The organism is Paraburkholderia phenazinium (assembly GCF_900141745.1).
In the GTDB taxonomy this organism is placed as follows: domain Bacteria; phylum Pseudomonadota; class Gammaproteobacteria; order Burkholderiales; family Burkholderiaceae; genus Paraburkholderia; species Paraburkholderia phenazinium_B.
Window position 1 is genome coordinate 3,519,570 of the sequence record NZ_FSRM01000001.1, and the last position, 19,129, is coordinate 3,538,698.

The window sequence follows — 19,129 nt, forward strand, 5'->3', positions numbered from 1 at the left end:
TGCTAATGATCCATCAACGGTTCAAGCGTGCCGTGATAGCGGCCGCTTTCGGGGGGTTGTCTGCCCTCGTCGTGCTGCCGACCGTGTCGCATGCTGCCGACACCCTGCGTCCCGAAGTGGCCAAGCCGCTGAACGCGGCGCAGGATTCGTACCGGGCTCACAAGTATCAGGACGCGCTGGCGAAGATCGCGCAGGCCGACGCAGTCCCGAACAAGACGCCCTACGAAAACTACATGATCGAAGAGATGCGCGGCGCGGCTGCCGCTGCGGCCGGCGACTCCGGTACCGCAGCGAAGGCCTACGAAACGCTGCTCGCTTCGGGCAAGCTGACGGGCGCCGACGAGCAACGCACCACCGCTGCTCTCGCTGGCATCTACTTCGAGGGTAAGAACTATCCTCTGGCGATCAAGACCGCGCAGCGTTACATGAAGGCCGGCGGCACGGATCCGGACATGCGGACCCTGCTGATCCAGTCGTACTACCTGTCGAACGACTGCGGCAACGTGGTGAGCCTGCTCAAGCCTACGGTGGATGCACAGGCGCGTGCCGGTCATGCTCCGGACGAATCGCAGCTGCAGTTGCTGGGCACGTGCGCGCAGCGCTCCAACGACTCGGCCACCTATCGCGGTGCGCTCGAAAAGCTGGTGGCGTACCACCCGAAGCAGTCGTACTGGGATGATCTGTTCTCGGCGATCCGCAGCAAGCCGGGTTACGCGTCGAATCTGGATATCGACACCTACCGTTTGCGCCGTGCTACCGGTTCGCTGACGACGGCTGACGACTATATGCAGATGACGCAGTTGTCGATCCTTGCCGGCACTCCGGTTGAAGGCAAGCAGGTGGTGGATCAGGGCTTCTCGTCAGGCGTGCTCGGCAAGGACGCCGGTGCGGACCGCGAAAAGCGTCTGCAGGCGCTGGCGACCAAGCGTGCGACGAGCACGGTCGACAGCAACGGTGTGCCGATTCCGCCGTTCGATCTGGCGTTCAACCAGGTCTTCGCGGGCCAGGCGCCGCAAGGTCTGGCGACGATGGAAGGGCTGATTGCCAAGGGCGGTCTGCCGCATCCGGATCAGGCGCAGCTGCATCTGGGCGAAGCGTATTACTTCGCCGGGCAGAAGCAGAAGGCGATTCAGGCGTTCAAGGCGGTCAAGGGCGACGACGGCTCGGCTGACCTGGCGCGGTTGTGGATTCTGGTGGCGTCGAAGTAAGCGCTCCTCCTTCGCTGTACACGCTGTACCTCGCGCCGCAAGCTGGACTCTCCGAGTCCCGGTTAGCGGCGCGATTCTTTTTTGCTCCCTTCCCTTCGTTTCGTCTCCCCGCTGACGCCGGCTTAGATCAATCTTGGATCATTCTTAGATCAATTTATGGGTCTTGAATCATTCTTAGATCAATCTTGGATCATTCTTGGTTCATTTTCCGTCCGTTTTGAGCTAAGATTGATTCAAGAATCAATCTTGAATCAATTTTGCAGGTATCCAGCGAGAAAATGGCGAAGCGCGGACTGTACGACACCGTTCTGAGGTTTCTGGCCAGGCAGCGCGATCTGGGACACCACGAGTTGTCCCGGTCGTACATCGCGGCGGCACTGGGTGAGCCGCCGGCGACGGTACTCCGCTACCTGAACCGGCTCAAAGCGGACGGAAAAGTAGTCCAGTCGGGAAGTACCTCGGCCTCCCGTTACAGCCTTGCCAGTTTCGAGGGTGCGGTGCAAGCACCCGCGCCTTCCTCCGTCACACGTCCCGGCTCAGTAATTCCAACGGGATCCCCCTCGTGGTCTCCGTCTTCAAGCGATCTCCTCGCTGCTCTCGAGGTGCCTCTCGGCGCCCGTCAGCCGGTAACTTATCAGCGCAAGTTCGTCGACGATTACGAACCCAATCAGACGTTCCTGCTGCCTGAGTCGCTCGCAAACGATCTCTATCGAGAAGGACGGATGCAAGGACAACAGCCCGCCGGCACGTACGCGCGCAATGTCATCGAGCCACTGCTGATCGACCTGTCTTTTTCGTCGTCCCGGCTCGAAGGCAACCGCTACACCCGGCTCGATACCGAGGTCCTGTTCCGGTCGGGGCACGCCAACCCGCAGGACAAGGACGCGATCATGCTGCTCAACCACAAGCGCGCGATCGAGTTCCTGATCGACGAGGTGCCGCTCTATGGGCTCACCGTGATGGTGATCCGGAACATCCATACCTTGTTGATGCAGGGCCTGCTGCACGACGAAGATTCGCTCGGGGCGATTCGCCAGAAGGTCGTCAACATCAGCAACACGGCGTATGTGCCGGCACATATGCCTTCGCTGCTCGAGGAGATGCTCGGCATCATCGTTGCGAAGGCACGTGATATCAAGAATCCCGTAGAGGCCGCTTTCTTCCTCTGGGTGAACCTCGCCTACCTCCAGCCGTTCGAGGACGGCAACAAGCGAACCAGCCGGCTCAGCGCAAATATCCCGCTTCTGATGTACAACTGCGCGCCGCTCAGTTTTCTCGACGTGACGGACGACGACTATAGTCGCGCGAGGATCGGCGTGTATGAGAAGCTGGACGTCAGCATCGCTGCGGATCTGTTCGCGTGGACCTACCGCCGCTCGATCGGGAAATATGCCGTGCAGATTCAGGCGGCGGGCCTGCCCGATCTGTTTCGCGCGACGCATCGCGATGCCATCAACGAACTGGTGAGCCGCGTTGTGCGAGAAGGCCATCCGCTCGGGGCGGCCATCGCCGAATTTGACCTCCCTGCGCAGGATGCCGAGAAGCTCGCCGAGATCGTCAAAGGAGATATCGTCCGGCTCGGCGAGCATAACTTCGCCCGTTACCGCCTGACGCTACGCGAGTTGATGCGTTGGGTCGATGCAGGACGCCCTGTCACCGAGTAGCGAAGAAAGGCGCGCCGTCGGCGCACATGGCATGAGCCGACGACATCGCTTTACCTACTGCGACTCCATCTCCCGGTCCGAGCGCGCCGGGCTCACCGGCCCATCCGGCCTACGCTCATCCGCCGCGACATGCCCGGCGTCAGCCAGACGCCGGCGCTTGCCCTGCGTCAGCGACGCAACCGCGTGGAACGCCACCGGCGCGAACACCAGGCCAAGGAGCGTGGCCGCCAGCACCCCGCCGAATACGCCGGTACCGATCGACTGACGGCTCTCGGCCCCTGCTCCGCCCGATATCACCAGCGGCGCCACGCCCAGCAGGAACGCCGCTGAAGTCATCACGATCGGCCTGAAGCGCGCGGCCGAGGCATCGATCACCGCACGCGTCAGCGGCAGGCCGCGCGCATGCAGATCGCGGGCGAACTGCACGATCAGAATCGCGTTCTTCGCCGACAGCCCGATCACGGTGATCATCCCCACCTTGAAGTACACGTCGTTAGGCATGCCACGCATCAACACCGCCGACACCGCGCCGATCACGCCAAGCGGCACCACCATCAGCACCGCGAACGGAATCGTCCAGCTTTCGTACAACGCGGCGAGCGCCATGAAAACGGCGAGCAGCGACAAACCGATCAGCAGCGGCGTCTGCTTCTCCGCCAGCGTTTCCTCCCGCGCGGCATCCACCCAGTCGTACGCCACGCCTACCGGCAACGCCGAGGCGAGCCGCTCCATCTCCTTCATCGCCGCGCCCGAACTGTAGCCGCGCGCCGCGCGGCCGCTCACGTCGAGCGACGGGTAGCCGTTGTAGCGGCTCAACGCCACCGGCCCGACCGTCCACTTGCGCGTCGCGATAGCCGACAGCGGCACCATGGCCCCCTGCGAATTCATCACGGAGAGCGCCATCAGATCGTCGTCGGTCATGCGAGTCGACGCGTCACCCTCCACCACCACGCGCCGCATCTGACCCGAAGCCGGGAAGTCGTCGACATAGGTCGAACCGAAGGTGCTGCCCAGCAGGTCGGAAAGCTTGTCGAACGACACACCCAGCGCATAGGCCTTGGCCCGGTCGATCGTCAGCTCGACACGCGGCGCGTCGGGCAGGTCTTCGGAATGCACATCGGCAAGGACCGGATCGGCTTTGGCCTTCGCGAACAGGTCCTCGCGCGCCGCCTTAAGCGCGTCCAGACCGACGCCGCCGCGATCCTCCATGCGGAACACAAAGCCGTCCGAGCGCCCCACCCCCGGTACCGACGGCGGCAACTGCGCGTCTACCCTGCCATCGAGAATGCTCGCGAATTCGCTATTCAACTGGTCCTGCAACTGGATTGCGCTGACTGTGCGCTTGTCCCAGTCCTTCAGTTCGACGAAGGCCATGCCGACGTTCTGGCCACTGCCCTGGAAACTCCAGCCAATCAGGCTCGTCACGTGCGCGATCTCGGCGTGGCGATTCAGGATCTGCTCGACCCGCTTGATCACCCCCAGCGTGCGCGCCTGGGTCGAACCGGCCGGCAACTGAACCATCACCTGCAGTTGTCCCTGATCTTCCGTCGGCAGAAAGCCGCCCGGCATCTTCCAGTAGAGCAAGCCGCAGACGCCGACCAGCACCGCATAGATGGCGAGCATGCGCCCGATACGTTGCGAGGTGCGCGTGGTAAGCCAGCGGTAGCCATGCGAAGCCCCGTCGAAACCCTCGGCGAACTTCGAGGCGGCGCGCGCGAACAGGCCGCGCAGACCGCGGCGCGCTTCGCGCTGGTGCGGCGTCGAGCCGGTCGGTTTCAGCAGGTTGGCGCAGAGCGCCGGCGTGAGCGAAAGCGCCATGAACGACGACACCAGCATCGAGGCGATCATCGCCACCGAAAACTGGCGGTAGATGCCGCCGACGCTGCCCGGAAAGAACGCCATCGGCACGAACACCGCCGTCAGTACCGCGGTCACACCCACGATCGCACTGCCAATCTGCGACATCGCCTTGCGGGTCGCCTCTCGCGGCGGCAAGCCCTCCTCTTCCATCACGCGGTGCACGCTCTCGACCACCACGATCGCATCGTCGACCAGAATCCCGATCGCCAGCACGAGGCCGAACATCGTGAACACGTTGATCGACAGGCCGAACGCCCACATCGCGAGGAACGCGCCCATCAGCGTGACCGGGATCACCACCGTCGGCACCAGCGTATAACGCAGGTCACGCAGGAACAGCCACATCACGAAGAACACTAGCACCACAGCTTCGATCAGCGTGTAGACCACCTCACGAATCGCGATCTGCACAAAGTGCGCACTGTCGAAAGGGATCTGCATCTGTATGCCGGGCGGCAAGCTCTTCGACAGTTCGGCGAGGCGCGCTCGAATCGCGTTCGAGGTTTCCAGGGCATTACCACGCGGTCCTAACTGAATCCCGACGGTCGCGGACGAGCGGCCGTTCAGCCGCGACCAGAACGAGTAATCGTCGCGGCCGAGTTCGACGCGTGCCACATCGCGCAGGCGCACGGCCGATCCGTCCGGCTTCGCCTTCAGCACAATCTGGCCGAATTCCTCCGGCGATACCAGTTGCCCCTTGACGTCCACCGAGGCCACCAGCTCCTGCCCCGGCACCGAGGGCGCGTCGCCGAGCGTGCCGGCCGTCACCGTGGCGTTCTGGGCCGTGATCGCGGCGTTGACGTCGCCGGCGGCAAGTCCGTATTCGCGCAGCTTCATCGGATCGAGCCAGATCCGCAAGGCCTGATCGGAGTCCCACAGTTGCGCCGAACCCACTCCGGGCGCGCGTTTCAGCTCGCGTATCACGTAGCGGTTCATGTAACTGCCAAGGTCGGACGAATCGCGCGTGCCGTCGGTGGACGTGAGCGCGACCAGCATCAGGAACGTATTCGAGGCCTTGAAGACGCTGATGCCGTTCTGCACCACCTGCTGCGGCAAACGCGGCTCGACCTGCTTGAGCCGGTTCTGCACATCGACCATCGCGATGTCGGGATTGGTGGCGGGCGAGAAGGTCGCGTCGATTTCCAGATTGCCCTGACCGTCGCTGCTGGTTTCGTAGTACAGCATCCCATCGGCGCCATCGAGACTCTCCTCGATGATGCTGCCCACGTCGCCGTCCACCACCTCGGTGGCTGCGCCCGGGTAGCTCGCGACGATCACGATGCGCGGCGGCGAGAGACGCGGATATTGGGCGACGGGAAGCTGCGGAATGGCGATCGCGCCTGCCACCATGATGGCAAGCGCGACAATCCATGCGAAGACCGGCCGGTCGATAAAAAATGAGGGCACTCAGGTTCCTGTCAGTGCTGCACGAAGGACGGCGCGTCGACGAGACGGGCCATGTGCAAGACATCGGCCAACTGGCCGTCGCGCATGGCATAGCCACGCGAACGTCCCTCTTCGACGAAACCAAAGCGGCGATAGAGCGCAATGGCCGCCACATTGTCCGCAAACACGGTCAGTTCGAGGCGGCGCAAACCGAGCGAGCCATCCGCGCATTCGACCAGCGCGGCGAGCAGCGCGGCACCCACACCGCGCCCCTGGAAGGCGTCGTGCACGGAGATGCCGATGGCGCCGATATGCGCACGGCGCGGCGTTTTCGCCAGCAGGCCGGCATGTCCGACCACGCGGCCGTCAAGCTCCGCGCACACATTGATACTGCCGGCGGGCAGTTTGGCGAGCCACTCCCGCAAGCCTTCCGCGGTGCGATAGCCGATCGTCAGCGTGCCACGCCGGACACCCGGTTGACACATGACGTCGGCGATCGCCTCCATGTCGGACGCTTCGCACGCGCGCACGACCACGCGCGGTGTCACCTGTGCTTCTCTCTCAAACCTCACGCTGCTCGTGTTCATTATTGTGGTCCGTTGCGAATGGCATCGGCTCACGCAACCGCGCCATGAAGTAGCAATCGATCAGTACACCGTCACGTAAAGACGCTCCACGATGTAGTGCTTCTACTTCGAAACCGTATTTCCGGTAGAGCGCGATGGCCGGACCATTGTCCGTGAACACATAGAGTTCGACGCGCCGCAGACCCAGCCAGTTATCGGCCAGGTCGAGCATTTCGGCGACCAGCGCATTGCCGACGCCGCGGCCATGCCACGCTTCATGCACGCCGAGGCCGATCATGCCCGCATGAGCCCGACGCAGCTTGCCGGGGACCAATCGTCCGAAGCCGACCAGTATATCGCCGACCATCGCGGCAATGGCTACCTCGGGTAAAGCAATTTTCTCGATGCCCTCACGAGTCTTTTCGAGGGTCGGATACGGTGGATGCGGATGGCCGCGCAGCATGGCGGGCTGCAGCTCCAGTGCATGGAACTGCGCCGCATCCGCGACGCGCAAGGCGCGCAGCGTGAACGCTTCAGGCAGTGATTTTGCTGGCGCGTTCTTATCCATCCGCTTAAAGCGTCAACTCGAACGAACGCGTGAGGACCCCAGGCAGATGCATCCCGCCGGTCGCGCGTTCTCCGTAGGTGGAATCGTTCAACAGCAGTTCCGGTTGCGCGCCCAGCCGTTCCAGCTGATCGCCGAGCAGCCTGTACATGCTGTCGTCAAAGCGCATCGCCTCGACCGGCGCGAGGATCTTGCCGTTCTCCACCCAGAACGTCGCGAAGCGCGTCATGCCGGTCAGGCGGCAATTCATCCGGTCCGAGAAATTCACGTACCAGAGGTTGCCGATGTAGAGGCCGGTGTCGAGCTGCGTCAGCACGTCCTCCTCGGCGAGGTCGCCGCCCTCCATCGACAGCGCAACAGGCGATTCGGAGTCCAGTGCGCCGTTGGGCTGCAGGCCGTATTCGCGGGCGCTGCGGGCATTGGTCAGACGCTCCAGGCTGCGACCGTCCTGAATCAGCGGCACGCTGGCGCGCAGATAACCGTCTTCGTTGAATCCCGGTGTGATGCCGATGCTCAGGTCTTCAGTCAACGTCACGCGTGGATCGAGCGCCGCTTCGCCGGTATGCAGCTTGTATAGCGAGCTGCGCGACGTAGCCTGCGCGCGGGCCGAGAAGCCGCTCCACGAGGTCACGCCCAATAGTTCTTCGAGCGCAGCGGGCGCAAGATACGACCGGTAGCGCCCCGGCGCCAACGCCCGCGGTGTCAGCGCGAGAATGGGCAGACGGGCTGCCGCCTGCTCGACCTTGCGGGCGAACGTGACGTCGCTCCAGTGGTCGCCGGCGTAGCTCGTCTTGATAGCGCGGCCGCTCGGGTCGTACAGCGACCAGCTGAAGTTGAAGTTGCTGACTTCGTACCAGCCGCGGCTGCCTTTGGTCGATGCGAAACCGCGCACAATCGTGCCACCGGCATAAAAGCCCACGAAATCGAGCCCCTTCGCGCATTCGTCTACGGTACGTACCAGCGCTTGCGGCTCCGGCACCTTGCCGTCGCGGCGCGTCGAGCGTTCCCACTGCGACGTATCGAACAGCAGATGAGGATCGTCCGGTGCATCGCGCAGTCCGTCGCGCAGCGTGGCGAGCGCACGGCTCACGTCCTGCAGGTCGCTCTCGGTTTCGCCGCAGACAGTCAGCGTGGAATACGCCTGACGTGCCCCGTCGATCACGCGCAGCGTCAGCTTGCCTTGCGAGACACTGCCGATCTGCCGCACCTTGGCCGCGTTGAAGCGGATGAAATCGGATTGCTCAGCCGAGAACGAAATCAGCGTGATTTCGGCACCCCGCTGCGCATGCTCGACGGCATCGGCGAGCAGCAGGAAATGACGATACCAGTCCACCGTCGACGCATTTTGCAACATCATGGAGCCGCTCATCATGCGCCTCCAAAGACATCGATATTGCTGAACACGCAGGCAGGCGACGCATGGCCGACCCGGATCGCCTGGGCCGGCTCACCTTTGCCGCACATCGGCGTGCCGAACAGCTGGCGGGTGCTCGCGTTGCCGACCGCGGAAAGGCTGCGCCAGAAATTCGCGGAGATGCCCCGATAGTTGGGCTGCTTCACGACCTGGGTGAGCTTGCCGTTTTCGATCAACTGACCGAACTCGCAGCCAAACTGAAACTTGTTGCGATGGTCGTCGATCGACCACGACGTATTGCTGCGCATCAGGATTCCGTGTTCGATATTGGCGATCATCTCGTCGAGCGACTGGTCACCCGGCTCGATATTCAGATTCGCCATCCGGTCGATCGGCGGCCGGTTCCAGTTCGACGCGCGCGAATTCGCGACACCCGGCAGATGCGCACGCTGTTGCGATAGCGCGCCGCCCAGCGGCCGCTCGAGCAGGCCGCCGCGAATCAGATAGTGCTTGTGTGCCGCGCTGCCGTCGTCGTCGAAGGCGTAGGCCGCCGCTTCTTCGCGCAGTTCCGGATCGAACGTAACGTTCAGCAGTTCGGAGCCGTATTGATAGTGGCCGAACATCTCCGCCTTCACGAAACTCCAGCCGGCGTAGTTGCGCTCGTCGCCGAGAATACGGTCGAGCTCGAGCGGATGGCCGATCGACTCGTGAATCTGCAGCATCATCTGGTCGGGCATCAGCAGCAGATCGCGCTTGCCGGACGGGCAATTCGGCGCGTTGAGCAGTTGCAGCGCCTCGTGGGCGATGCGCGCGCCGGCGCCGTCGAAACCATAGCGCGCCAGCACTTCGAGGCCGCCCTGCGCGAGCGTGCCGTAGTTACCGCCCAGCGTGCGCACTTGTGTGTCGCCATTGGCATGCGCGGCGACACTCAACTGCGGCATCACAAAACGGAAATGCTGGTCGATCCGCACGCCGTCGCCGGTCATGTAAAGCTGATCGGTGTGCGTCACCTGCACGCTCGCCGCGCGCTCGACGATGCGCGGGTCGATATTGGCGGCCGCGCACTCGCGCGAGAGCCGGTCAAGCCAGTCGCGCCGGCTCGGCAATGCGTGCTCCGTGTTCGGCGACACGTAGTGGCCGCTCGCGGCCGGACGCGCGATCTCGCGATGATCGATCAGCGACAGCTCGCTGCTCGCCCTCGCGCGTGCGGTTGCGATATCCAATGCAGCCTGCAAACCGGCTGCTGAGAGATTGGCGGTGGCCGCATAGCCGGCACCGGCGCCGGCATAGGCGATCAGCATGGCGCCGCGGTCACGCACGGTGCGCAGCGGCTGGGCGACATCGTCGCGGACTTCATGATCGTCGATCGTTTCGTCGACGACGCGCAGCGACCAGAAATCCGCGTCGCTTTTCAGCGTGCGGGCAGCTTGCGCCCACCTTTCGTCAATCATGCAATTTTCTCTTGGATATCGGACACGGGCGCGATCATCGACGACGCCAGCAACGACTGGGTATACGGGTGCGACGGCGCGTGCAGCACGTGCATCGTATCGCCCGCTTCGACGATGCGGCCCGACTTCATCACGATCACGCGATGCGCCATGGCTTTCATCACCGCCAGATCGTGGGTGATGAACAGGTAGCTAAGCTTGTACTTTTTCTGCAGATTTGTCAGCAGATTCAGGACCTGCTTCTGGATCGACACGTCGAGTGCGCTGGTCGGCTCATCGAGCACCAGCAGTTCGGGTTCGACGGCCAGCGCGCGCGCGATGGCAATACGCTGACGTTGGCCGCCGGAAAACTCGTGCGGGTAACGCAGCATCGATTCAACCGGCATACCCACTTCTTCGAGCAACGCGCCGACGCGATCGCGCCGCACCCTCGCGTCGATGTCGGGCCGATGCACGGCCAGGCCTTCGCCGATGATCTGCTCGACCGTCATGCGTGGCGACAGCGAGCCGAACGGGTCCTGAAACACCACCTGCATGCGCGCGTACAGCGCCCGCTTAGCCTTGGCGTTTTTCAACGACGAGAGCGCCAGCCCGTCAATATCGATCGTCCCGGCGGCCGGGTGCTGCAGGCCGAGGACGGTCGCAGCGAGCGTCGATTTGCCCGAGCCCGATTCGCCGACGATGCCGAGCGTCTCGCCGCGGCGCAACGTCAGGTCCACGTCGTGCACCGCGCGGAAGGTCGACTTGCCGAAGATCGAACGCAAGCCTTTCGCCGACACGTGATAGTCGACGGCCAGACCCTTTACGTCGAGAATCTGCCGTGCGTCCGCCTCGACCGCGTCGATGTTCCGTTGCGGTTCGCTATCGAGCAGGCGCTTTGTATAGGGATGCTGAGGATTCGCAAACAGGGCCTCGGTAGTGTTGGTTTCGACCAGCACGCCCTTTTCCATTACCGCGACGCGCTGCGCAAAGCGTTTCACCAGATTCAGGTCGTGCGTGATAAGCAGCACCGCCATACCGCGTTCGGCGGCTTCCTGTTCCTGCAACTCGATCAGCAGATCGACGATCTGCTGTCGCACGGTGACGTCGAGTGCGGTGGTCGGTTCGTCGGCCAGCAACAAACGCGGTCGACAGGCGAGCGCCATGGCGATCATCGCGCGCTGACGCTGGCCGCCCGACAACTGGTGCGGGAAACTGTCGATGCGACGTTCCGGCTCGGGAATCCCGGTACGGCGCAGCAGCTCGATGCCGCGCTCGCGCGCCGCGTTCGGGCGCATGCCCTCGTGCAGGCGCAAGCTTTCGGCAATCTGCTTGCCGACCGTGTAAAGCGGATTCAAGGCCGTCATCGGCTCCTGAAACACCATCGCGACATCCGCGCCGCGAATTCCGCGCATCTGCTGTTCGGTCTTTTGCAGCAGATCTTCGCCGTCGAGCAACATGCGCCCGCTCAGATCCGCCTGGTCCACGAGCCGCAGGATCGACAAGGCGGTCACGCTCTTGCCCGAGCCCGATTCGCCGACCAGCGCGACGCGTTCGCCGCGAGCAATCGACAGGCTCAGTTCCTGCACCGCGACTTTTTCGCCGAAGCGCACCGAGAAGCGGTCGATTTCCAGCAAAGGCCTGTTTAAAGGTTTGTTCATTACTTGCCACCCCCGAACGCCGAAGCGCGCATGCGCGTATCGAGCGCGTTGCGCAGGGCGTCGCCCATGAAGGTCAGCAACAGCAGCGTGATCACCAGCGCGGAGAACGCAGAGATCGAAATCCACCATGCATCGAGATTGTTCTTGCCTTCGGCGAGCAACTCGCCGAGGCTCGGCGTCGGCGGCGGCACACCCAGGCCGAGGAAGTCGAGACTGGTCAGCGACAGGATGGCCGCGCTCATGCGGAACGGCAGAAACGTGATCACCGGCGTCAGGCTGTTAGGCAGCACGTGTTTCCACATGATCTGCCAGTTCGACAGGCCCATCGTGCGGGCAGCCTTCACGTAATCGAGCGAGCGGTTGCGCAGGAATTCGGCGCGCACGTAGTCCGACAGCACCAGCCAGCCGAACATCGACAGCAGGATAAAGAGCAGCCATAGCGTCGGTTCGAAGATCGAAGCGAAGATGATCAGCAGGTACAGGTCCGGCATCGAGCTCCAGATTTCGATCAGACGCTGGCCGATCAGGTCGGTGCGTCCGCCATAGAAGCCCTGAATGGCGCCCGTGAGCACGCCGATCACCACGCCCGAAATCGTCAACGCGAACGCCATCAATACCGACAAACGGAAGCCGTATAGCAGCCGCGACAGCACATCGCGGCCGAACTGGTCGGTGCCGAGCCAGTTGCTCGACGACGGCGGCGCCGGATACGGATGCGCCGCGAAGTAGTCGATCGTGTCGTAGTGGTAATGGTTCGGCGGGTACACCGCGAAGTTGCCGTTGCCCTGAATGCGCGAACGGATATATGGATCGAGGTAATTGGTCCTGGCCGGGAAGTCGCCGCCGAACAGCGCCTCCGGATAGTCCTTCACGATCGGAAAATAGTAGTGGCCGTCGTAATGCACGATGAGCGGACGGTCGTTGGCCAGCACTTCGCCGAACAGGCTGATCACGAACAGCGCGCCGAAAATCAGCAGGCTCCAGTAACCGAGACGCTGGCTCTTGAAACGCTGCCACGTGCGCCGCCACGGCGACACAGAGGCGACGAGCGTGACTGCCGACGGGTCAGCGGCCCAGGCGGTTGAATTGGATGCGGGGGTCGACGAGGACATAGCAGACGTCAGCAATAAGTTTGGTTACAAGACCGATCAGCGTGAACAGGAAGAGCGAACCGAGTACGACGGGGTAATCGCGGCGGATCACGGAGTCGTAGGACAGTTGGCCCATACCGTCGAGCGAGAACAGGGTTTCGATCAGCAGGTTGCCGTTCAGGAAGGCGCCCACGAAAGCGGCGGGCAGACCTGTCAGCAGCGGAATCGCAGCGTTGCGCAGCACGTGCTTCCACAGCACGTCGCGCTCCGGCGCCCCTTTGGCTCTTGCGGTCAGCACGTATTGCCGGCCAATCTCCTCAAGGAAGGTGTTCTTCGTCAGGATCGTGACGATAGCGAAGTTGCCGACCACCGATGCGGTGACAGGCAGCACGATGTGCCACAGGTAGTCCAGCAGCTTGCCGAACAGGCTCAGGTCCTGGAAGTTATCCGAGGTGAGACCGCGCATCGGAAACACCTGCCAGAAGGTACCGCCGCCGAACAGCATCAGCAGCAGTACACCGAGCACGAAGCCCGGGATTGCATAACCTGCCAGCACCATAACGCTGGTGACCGTGTCGAACCGTGAGCCGTTGCGCACCGCTTTCGCGATGCCCAACGGCACCGATATCAGGTAGGTCAGTATCACCGTCCATAAGCCGAGGGTGATCGACACCGGCAGCTTGGACTTGATCACGTCCCACACGCTGTCGTGCTGATAGTAGGACTGCCCAAGATTGAAGGTCGCGTAGTTCTTCATCATCAGGAAGTAACGCGTGAGCGGCGGCTTGTCGAAGCCAAACTGCTTCTTGATCTGCTCGATCTGCTGCGGATCGACGCCCTGGCTGCCGTGATAGCCGCCGCCACCCGCCCCCGCCTCTCCGCCACGGCCTTTGCCGTGGCGGAGTTGCGTCATCACCTGTTCGACCGGCCCACCCGGCACGAACTGCGTGACGACAAAGGTTAGGGTCACGACGCCGATCAAGGTCGGCACCATCAACAACAGACGTCTAAGAATGTAAGCAAGCATGGTGAACCTCAGTTTGCTGCGGATGGAGCAGAAACCGGCGTGGCCGCGGAAAGCGCCGCCTGCGATTTCTTGTACCAGTAGTCGATGATCCAGTCTTCCGCCTGGTACGTGACCGGCACGATCTTCGGATACGCCATTGTCGTCTTGTAGCCGATGCGGGAGTTCGCGTTGTAGTACTGCGGCACGAGGTAGTACTCGTTGATCAGCACACGGTCGAGCGCGCGGGTGGCCGCTTCCAGGTCGTCCAGGTTGTTCGCGGAGAGCGCTGCATGAACCAGCGCGTCCACCGCTTTCGACTGGATGCCCGGGTAGTTTTCCGAGCCCACCTGCGTCGCGGCCTCGCTGCCAAACCGGCGCTCCAGCTCCGCGCCCGGAATCGTGACCGGCGGGTAGATGAAGGTGGTCATGTCGTATTCGAAGTTGTCGAGACGCTTCTGATATAGCGCGCTGTCGATTTCGCGCATGTGTGCCTGAATCCCGAGCGTACTGAGAGCCTGCATGTACGGCAGGATCAAACGGTCCATGCCGGGTTCGTCGTCCATGACCTCGATCGTCATCGGATTGCCGTTGGCGTCACGCAGAGCGCCATCACGGTAGTGCCAGCCGGCTTGCGCGAGCAGATCGCGAGCTTCGACGAGGTTGCCGCGCAGCGAGTTCGGCGGCAACGTGTTGGCCTGCTTCACTGCCGGGCCGAACACTTCAGGCGGCAGGTCCGCGCGGAACGGCTCGAGCAACGCGAGTTCCTTCTGGCTCGGCATACCCGTCGCGCCAAACGGGCTGGCGTCGAAATAGCTGTTCAGACGCGTGTACTGGCCGTAGAACATCATCCGGTTCATCCAGTCGTAGTCGAACGCAAGCGCCAGTGCGTGGCGCACGCGGACGTCCTTGAACATCGGCCGGCGCAGATTGATCAGGAAACCTTGCATTTGCGCCGGGCCGTCCGGCACATCGACCTGCTTGAGCAGACCGTTCTTGAAGTTCTTGCCGACATACTTGCGCGCCCATTGAGTGGCGCTGTATTCGACCCGGACGTCCGAATCGCCGGCCTTGAAGGACTCCAGCATCGTGTACTGGTCCAGATACAGCTTGAAACGGATGCGGTCGAAGCGGAACATGCCGCGCCGCGTCGGCAGATTCGCCGCCCAATAGTTCGGATTACGGACGTATTCGATGTCCTTGTCGTTCTTGCGCTGGGCGATCAGGTACGGGCCGCTTGCGATCGGCGGCGTTACTGCGATCTGGTCGAACGGCGGACGTTTGCCGTCAGCCGTCATACCCCACTTTGGCGAAAACACCGGCAGGTCACCGGCAATCAGGGGCGCATCGCGCTCGGCTCGCTTGAAATCGAAGCGGATCGTCATCTTGTCGACGACCGTCGCGCTTTTGATGATCGAGAACTGCGCGTTGAACAGTGGCGAGGCCTGCGGGCTCGTCAGCGTATCGAAGGAATATTTGACGTCGGCGGCCGTGATCGGGTCGCCATTCGAAAAGCGCGCGGCGGGATTGATGTGGAACGTCGCGGAAGTCAGGTCCGGCGCCACATCCACATTGTCCGCAATCAGGGCGTATTCGGAAGCGAGTTCATCCCAACTGCGCTGCATCAGCGTATCGAACATCAGGTTCTGGATGTCCGGCGCGGGCGCGCCGCGAACCAGAAACGGATTGAGCGAATCGTAGCTCTGCAGTTCGTTGTAGTTCTCGAAATTCAGCGTGCCCGTGTTCGGCGCGTCAGGGTCCGCATAGTCGAAATGCGTGAAATTGGCGGGGTATTTGGGCTGGTCGTATTGGGCGATCGCGGAGGCGGCATGGGCCGGCGTCACCGCCAGACTCATTGCACCAAGCAGTGCGGCAACCAGCGCCGGAGCAACGCGCGTGGCAGCTTGCCGGGTCGCCAGAGCGCAAGAGATCGTCCATGCGGCGCGCGGCAACCGAAACTTCACAAGTCTCATCATCAGTATGCGTAGGTCGCGCGCTGGCTTGTGGCCGACACGCGGTTCGTCGGATCGACCTGGGCAATGCCAACCGCCATCGCCCGGATCACTTAAGGCGTCGCATGGCGCCTTGGGTTACGGGTAGCGTCGCACGACAAGTCCCGAACAGCAAGACCACATCGCTTACGCAATCCCTGCGTTCCTCTCGCGCTGGCCGGTCCGGCATGACATGCCCGTCACGGCGACGTACGGAGAAGCTCACAGTGTGCTACTTACGAAAAAAAGTCGCTCCGGCGGCACAAAGAATGCCGGAGCGACAATCGTCAACAGGCTTACAACTTGTTAGAACTTATACGTTGCACCCACTTGCAGGTAACGGCCCATGTACGTGTACAGGGACTGGTCGTAACCGGTCAGGTCGGTTGCATTGACCCACAGCGGATCGTACGGAGGCGCACGATTGAAGATGTTGTTCATGCCGCCGTAGATCGTCCAGTGCTTGAAGCCCGTGTACGCCACGTTCAGGTTGAACACGCTATACGAACCGGTCGTGTAGTTCAGACCCAGCGCGTCGGAGTACGGCCCCGTGTATTGCCATTCCAGATCGGCATTCCACTGGTGGAAGTTCCACGACAGGTCCGTGTTGCCCTTCCAGCGCGGGAACGAACCACCGAACGGCTGCGCGAGCGTCAGGTCGTTACCTGCACCGTCAACCTGGGAGGCAAGGCCACCCACGCCGTTCATGTAGAAGTGCCACACATAGGCCCAGTCAGCCGTCAGCTTGAACGTACCGATCGGGGTCGGCAGCGCCTGCGAGAACGTCGTTTCAAAGCCGTCCGTGTCGAACGAGCCGAGGTTCTCGTACTCGTTGACCATGTACGCAATCGAACCATCCGCGTTGAAGACGGTGGCCGCCGGATCGGTCTGCGTGCCGATCGCCTTGTCGACGTGAATCTTGTACCAGTCGAAGCCGATGTCGGTGTTACGCGTCGGCGACAGCTCGAAGCCGATGTTGTAGTTCTTCGTGCGTTCCGGTTGCAGCGCCGGGTTGCCCTTCGTCACGACGTTTTCGTCCTGACCGTTCGGACCGATCGGCTGAATGCCCAGGTTCGACGAGTTCGTATTTTCGAGGAATTCCGGTGCGCGGAAGCCACGGTTATACGAAGCGTAAGCCGTGAACTGCTGGATCGGCTGGAAGCGCAGGGCGAAACGCGGCGAGAACGCACCGCCGAAGTCGCTGTAGTGGTCGTAACGACCCGACTGGCTGAACGTCAGCATCTTGTCGATCAACGGCACATCGACCTGGTAATACACAGCCGCCACGTTGCGGTCACCGGCCACTTCCTGCGTGTTCGGGTTCAGCGTGTTGGGGCTCAGGTAAGCGCCGCCTTCTTCGATCAGTTCGCTTTCGTGCAGGAACTGGGCACCGAGGCCGAGGCCGACGTCGCCGGTCGGCAGATGGAACAGGTTCGGCGTGCCAGCCGTTGCGTCGAGCGCGTCGAGCTTGGAAATACCGAGGTTGTTCGCCGTCGTCAGGATGTTGCTCAGTGCGCCCGGCGTAGCCGACGGATTCACGTAGTTAAACGTGCCGTTGGCCAGCTCGTTGGTCAGCGCGACCGGGTTGACGATGCTGCCGTAAGTATTGCTGACCGTGCTCATGGAATGGGTGTAACCCACGTTCCAGTCCCAGTCTTCCTTACCCAACTCGTAGCTGCCCTTCACGCCCATTGCTGCGCGCCAGTAGTTCGCGTCCGTGGTCGAGCTGTACGTGGTCGGCAGGACGCCAAAAATTTCCTGGGCGACGCCGGTCGTGTTGTACGGATTGTTCGCTGCGGCAATGAACGAAATCGGGTTGACCGAGTGCGTGGCCGGGTTGTACTGAAGGCCGTTGCCGTAACCTGCATAACCATCGTTGACGGTGGTCGTGTTATTGCTTTCCCACAGGTCAGCGTACGCCGTCGTCGTATCGTTGATCTTGAAGTCGGCGTGAACCTTGGCGTTCAGACGCTCGGTCATCGGCTCGATCGAGTAATCTTCAGCCGTGTTGCGTTCGCAAACGGTACCGCCGGTGATCGCGCCTGCGCCGGCATTCGTCGCGATGATGTTGCTGCCCACCGGCACTTGCGCACCCGGTGCACAGCCAAAGCCTGTGGTGACGCCCGTGTTCGGATTCAGGTAATACGACGGGCCTTTAATGGAGCCGCCATAAGGCTGGTTGCTGAAGTCCTGGTTCTGGGTCGTATCGCGATCGGCCAGCGTGTAGCCGTTCGACTTGTAGTAGCTGGCCGCCGCCGTGACGTTGAAACCGTCTTCCGTCAGATTGCCGAAGCCGCCGAGGATGCCGAACTTGGTCGTGCCGCCGCCGCCTTGTGTGGCGCCGCCGTAGCTACCGTCGAGCTGCAGGCCCTGGAAGTTGTGCTTGGTGATGATGTTGACCACACCACCAATTGCGTCCGAACCGTACTGCGACACCGCGCCCGTCTTCACGACTTCGATGCGGTCGACCACGTCCAGCGGAATCGTGTTCAGGTCGAAGAACTGGTCCGAGCTGTTCACAGCAAATGCGTACGGTGCAACACGTTGACCGTCGACGAGCACCAGCGTGTACTTTTCGCTCAGGCCGCGCAGGGCGATACCGGAACCGCCGGCCGCAAAGCTGTCGGAAGTCGATTCAGCCCAGCTGTTGGCCGAGTTGGCCGAAATCTGGCGCATGTAATCGGATACGTCCTTCGCACCGGAATCCTGGATCTGCTTCGCGGTAACCACCTGGACCTGCTGGAAGCCCACTTTGTCCGACTGGCGGATCAGCGAACCCGTCACCTGGAACGTCTGCAGCTGCTTGACGTTCTTGCCGCCCGTCGCTGTAGCGCCCGATGCTGCCGCCGGAGCGGCCGCCGCTGCTGTGCCCGAAGCCGCTGCGGCAGGTGCCGGCGTCTCCGTGGTAGCCGGCTGACTTTGCGCGAACGCCGGAACGGCGATTGCGGTCGTCAATGCCAGTTCGGCCCAGATTATTCGTCTGATGGCCAACGCCAATGCCCGTTGTTTCATTTTTCCCCTTCTCACTCGTCAGTAAGGCCACACACCTGTTTGTGCGAAGAGAGGTCTTTTGAACCTCTCTACTCGTTTGCGGCGACGTTCGCCGCGCGCCGTCAAAGTTGCCCTGCGGTCGTATAACTTGAAGAAACACGACCGGTTTCCAATCCATTGCAGCGAGATAGAAAGGGCACTTCGACTTATTAATTTCTAACTACAAAAACATTACAATTTAGTTGTATTAACTTTCATTTTCATTTCAATCATTCGGCGAACATCAGCTTATGACCGAGCCGTTCGCCAGTCGATTGGCACTGCAAATTCACGTTACGGGTTAACCTGTAGGACTACTT

The 19,129-nt window shown here is 62.2% G+C and carries 12 protein-coding genes; 2 read left to right on the forward strand and 10 right to left on the reverse strand.

The window, feature by feature from the left end:
* Nucleotides 1-5 precede the first annotated feature (5 nt).
* Both BUS06_RS15790 and BUS06_RS15795 read left to right on the forward strand, forming a co-directional pair.
* Nucleotides 6-1,208, forward strand: coding sequence for a tetratricopeptide repeat protein (locus tag BUS06_RS15790; protein WP_074265118.1), 1,203 nt, complete (start codon nt 6-8; stop codon nt 1,206-1,208).
* A gap of 278 nt (nt 1,209-1,486) precedes the next feature.
* On the forward strand, nt 1,487-2,872 hold the full coding sequence (locus tag BUS06_RS15795) for a Fic family protein (protein ID WP_074265119.1): 1,386 nt from the start codon (nt 1,487-1,489) through the stop codon (nt 2,870-2,872).
* Nucleotides 2,873-2,926: 54 nt separating this feature from the next.
* Here BUS06_RS15795 and BUS06_RS15800 read toward each other — a convergent pair whose 3' ends face one another.
* The 10 genes from BUS06_RS15800 to BUS06_RS15845 all read right to left on the reverse strand — a co-directional run bounded on the left by BUS06_RS15800 (nt 2,927) and on the right by BUS06_RS15845 (nt 18,791).
* A complete protein-coding gene (locus BUS06_RS15800) occupies nt 2,927-6,139 on the reverse strand; it encodes a multidrug efflux RND transporter permease subunit (RefSeq protein ID WP_074265120.1) in 3,213 nt (1,070 codons plus the stop codon).
* 11 nt (nt 6,140-6,150) lie between these two features.
* Nucleotides 6,151-6,705 (reverse strand): GNAT family N-acetyltransferase, encoded by a 555-nt coding sequence (locus BUS06_RS15805; RefSeq protein ID WP_074265121.1) that lies wholly within the window; start codon nt 6,703-6,705, stop codon nt 6,151-6,153.
* Nucleotides 6,680-7,252, reverse strand: coding sequence for a GNAT family N-acetyltransferase (locus tag BUS06_RS15810; RefSeq protein WP_074265122.1), 573 nt, complete (start codon nt 7,250-7,252; stop codon nt 6,680-6,682). Before BUS06_RS15810 ends, BUS06_RS15805 begins: the two co-directional genes overlap by 26 nt.
* A gap of 4 nt (nt 7,253-7,256) precedes the next feature.
* Nucleotides 7,257-8,606, reverse strand: a complete 1,350-nt coding sequence (locus BUS06_RS15815; RefSeq protein ID WP_429287511.1) for a TldD/PmbA family protein — start codon at nt 8,604-8,606, stop codon at nt 7,257-7,259.
* A gap of 11 nt (nt 8,607-8,617) precedes the next feature.
* Nucleotides 8,618-10,054, reverse strand: coding sequence for a TldD/PmbA family protein (locus BUS06_RS15820; protein WP_074265123.1), 1,437 nt, complete (start codon nt 10,052-10,054; stop codon nt 8,618-8,620).
* Nucleotides 10,051-11,694, reverse strand: coding sequence for an ABC transporter ATP-binding protein (locus tag BUS06_RS15825; RefSeq protein WP_074265124.1), 1,644 nt, complete (start codon nt 11,692-11,694; stop codon nt 10,051-10,053). The genes BUS06_RS15820 and BUS06_RS15825 overlap by 4 nt, the downstream gene beginning before the upstream one ends.
* Nucleotides 11,694-12,806, reverse strand: coding sequence for an ABC transporter permease (locus BUS06_RS15830; RefSeq protein WP_074265125.1), 1,113 nt, complete (start codon nt 12,804-12,806; stop codon nt 11,694-11,696). The genes BUS06_RS15825 and BUS06_RS15830 overlap by 1 nt, the downstream gene beginning before the upstream one ends.
* The gene (locus BUS06_RS15835) at nt 12,760-13,812 is read right to left on the reverse strand and encodes a microcin C ABC transporter permease YejB (RefSeq protein WP_074265126.1); all 1,053 of its coding nucleotides are present in this window, start codon (nt 13,810-13,812) and stop codon (nt 12,760-12,762) included. Before BUS06_RS15835 ends, BUS06_RS15830 begins: the two co-directional genes overlap by 47 nt.
* An 8-nt stretch (nt 13,813-13,820) precedes the next feature.
* A complete protein-coding gene (locus tag BUS06_RS15840) occupies nt 13,821-15,761 on the reverse strand; it encodes an extracellular solute-binding protein (RefSeq protein WP_074266123.1) in 1,941 nt (646 codons plus the stop codon).
* Between the two features lie 324 nt (nt 15,762-16,085).
* Nucleotides 16,086-18,791 carry a TonB-dependent receptor gene (locus BUS06_RS15845; RefSeq protein WP_074265127.1) on the reverse strand — a complete coding sequence of 902 codons (2,706 nt, stop codon included), beginning with the start codon at nt 18,789-18,791 and terminating at the stop codon, nt 16,086-16,088.
* Nucleotides 18,792-19,129: the final 338 nt, after the last annotated feature.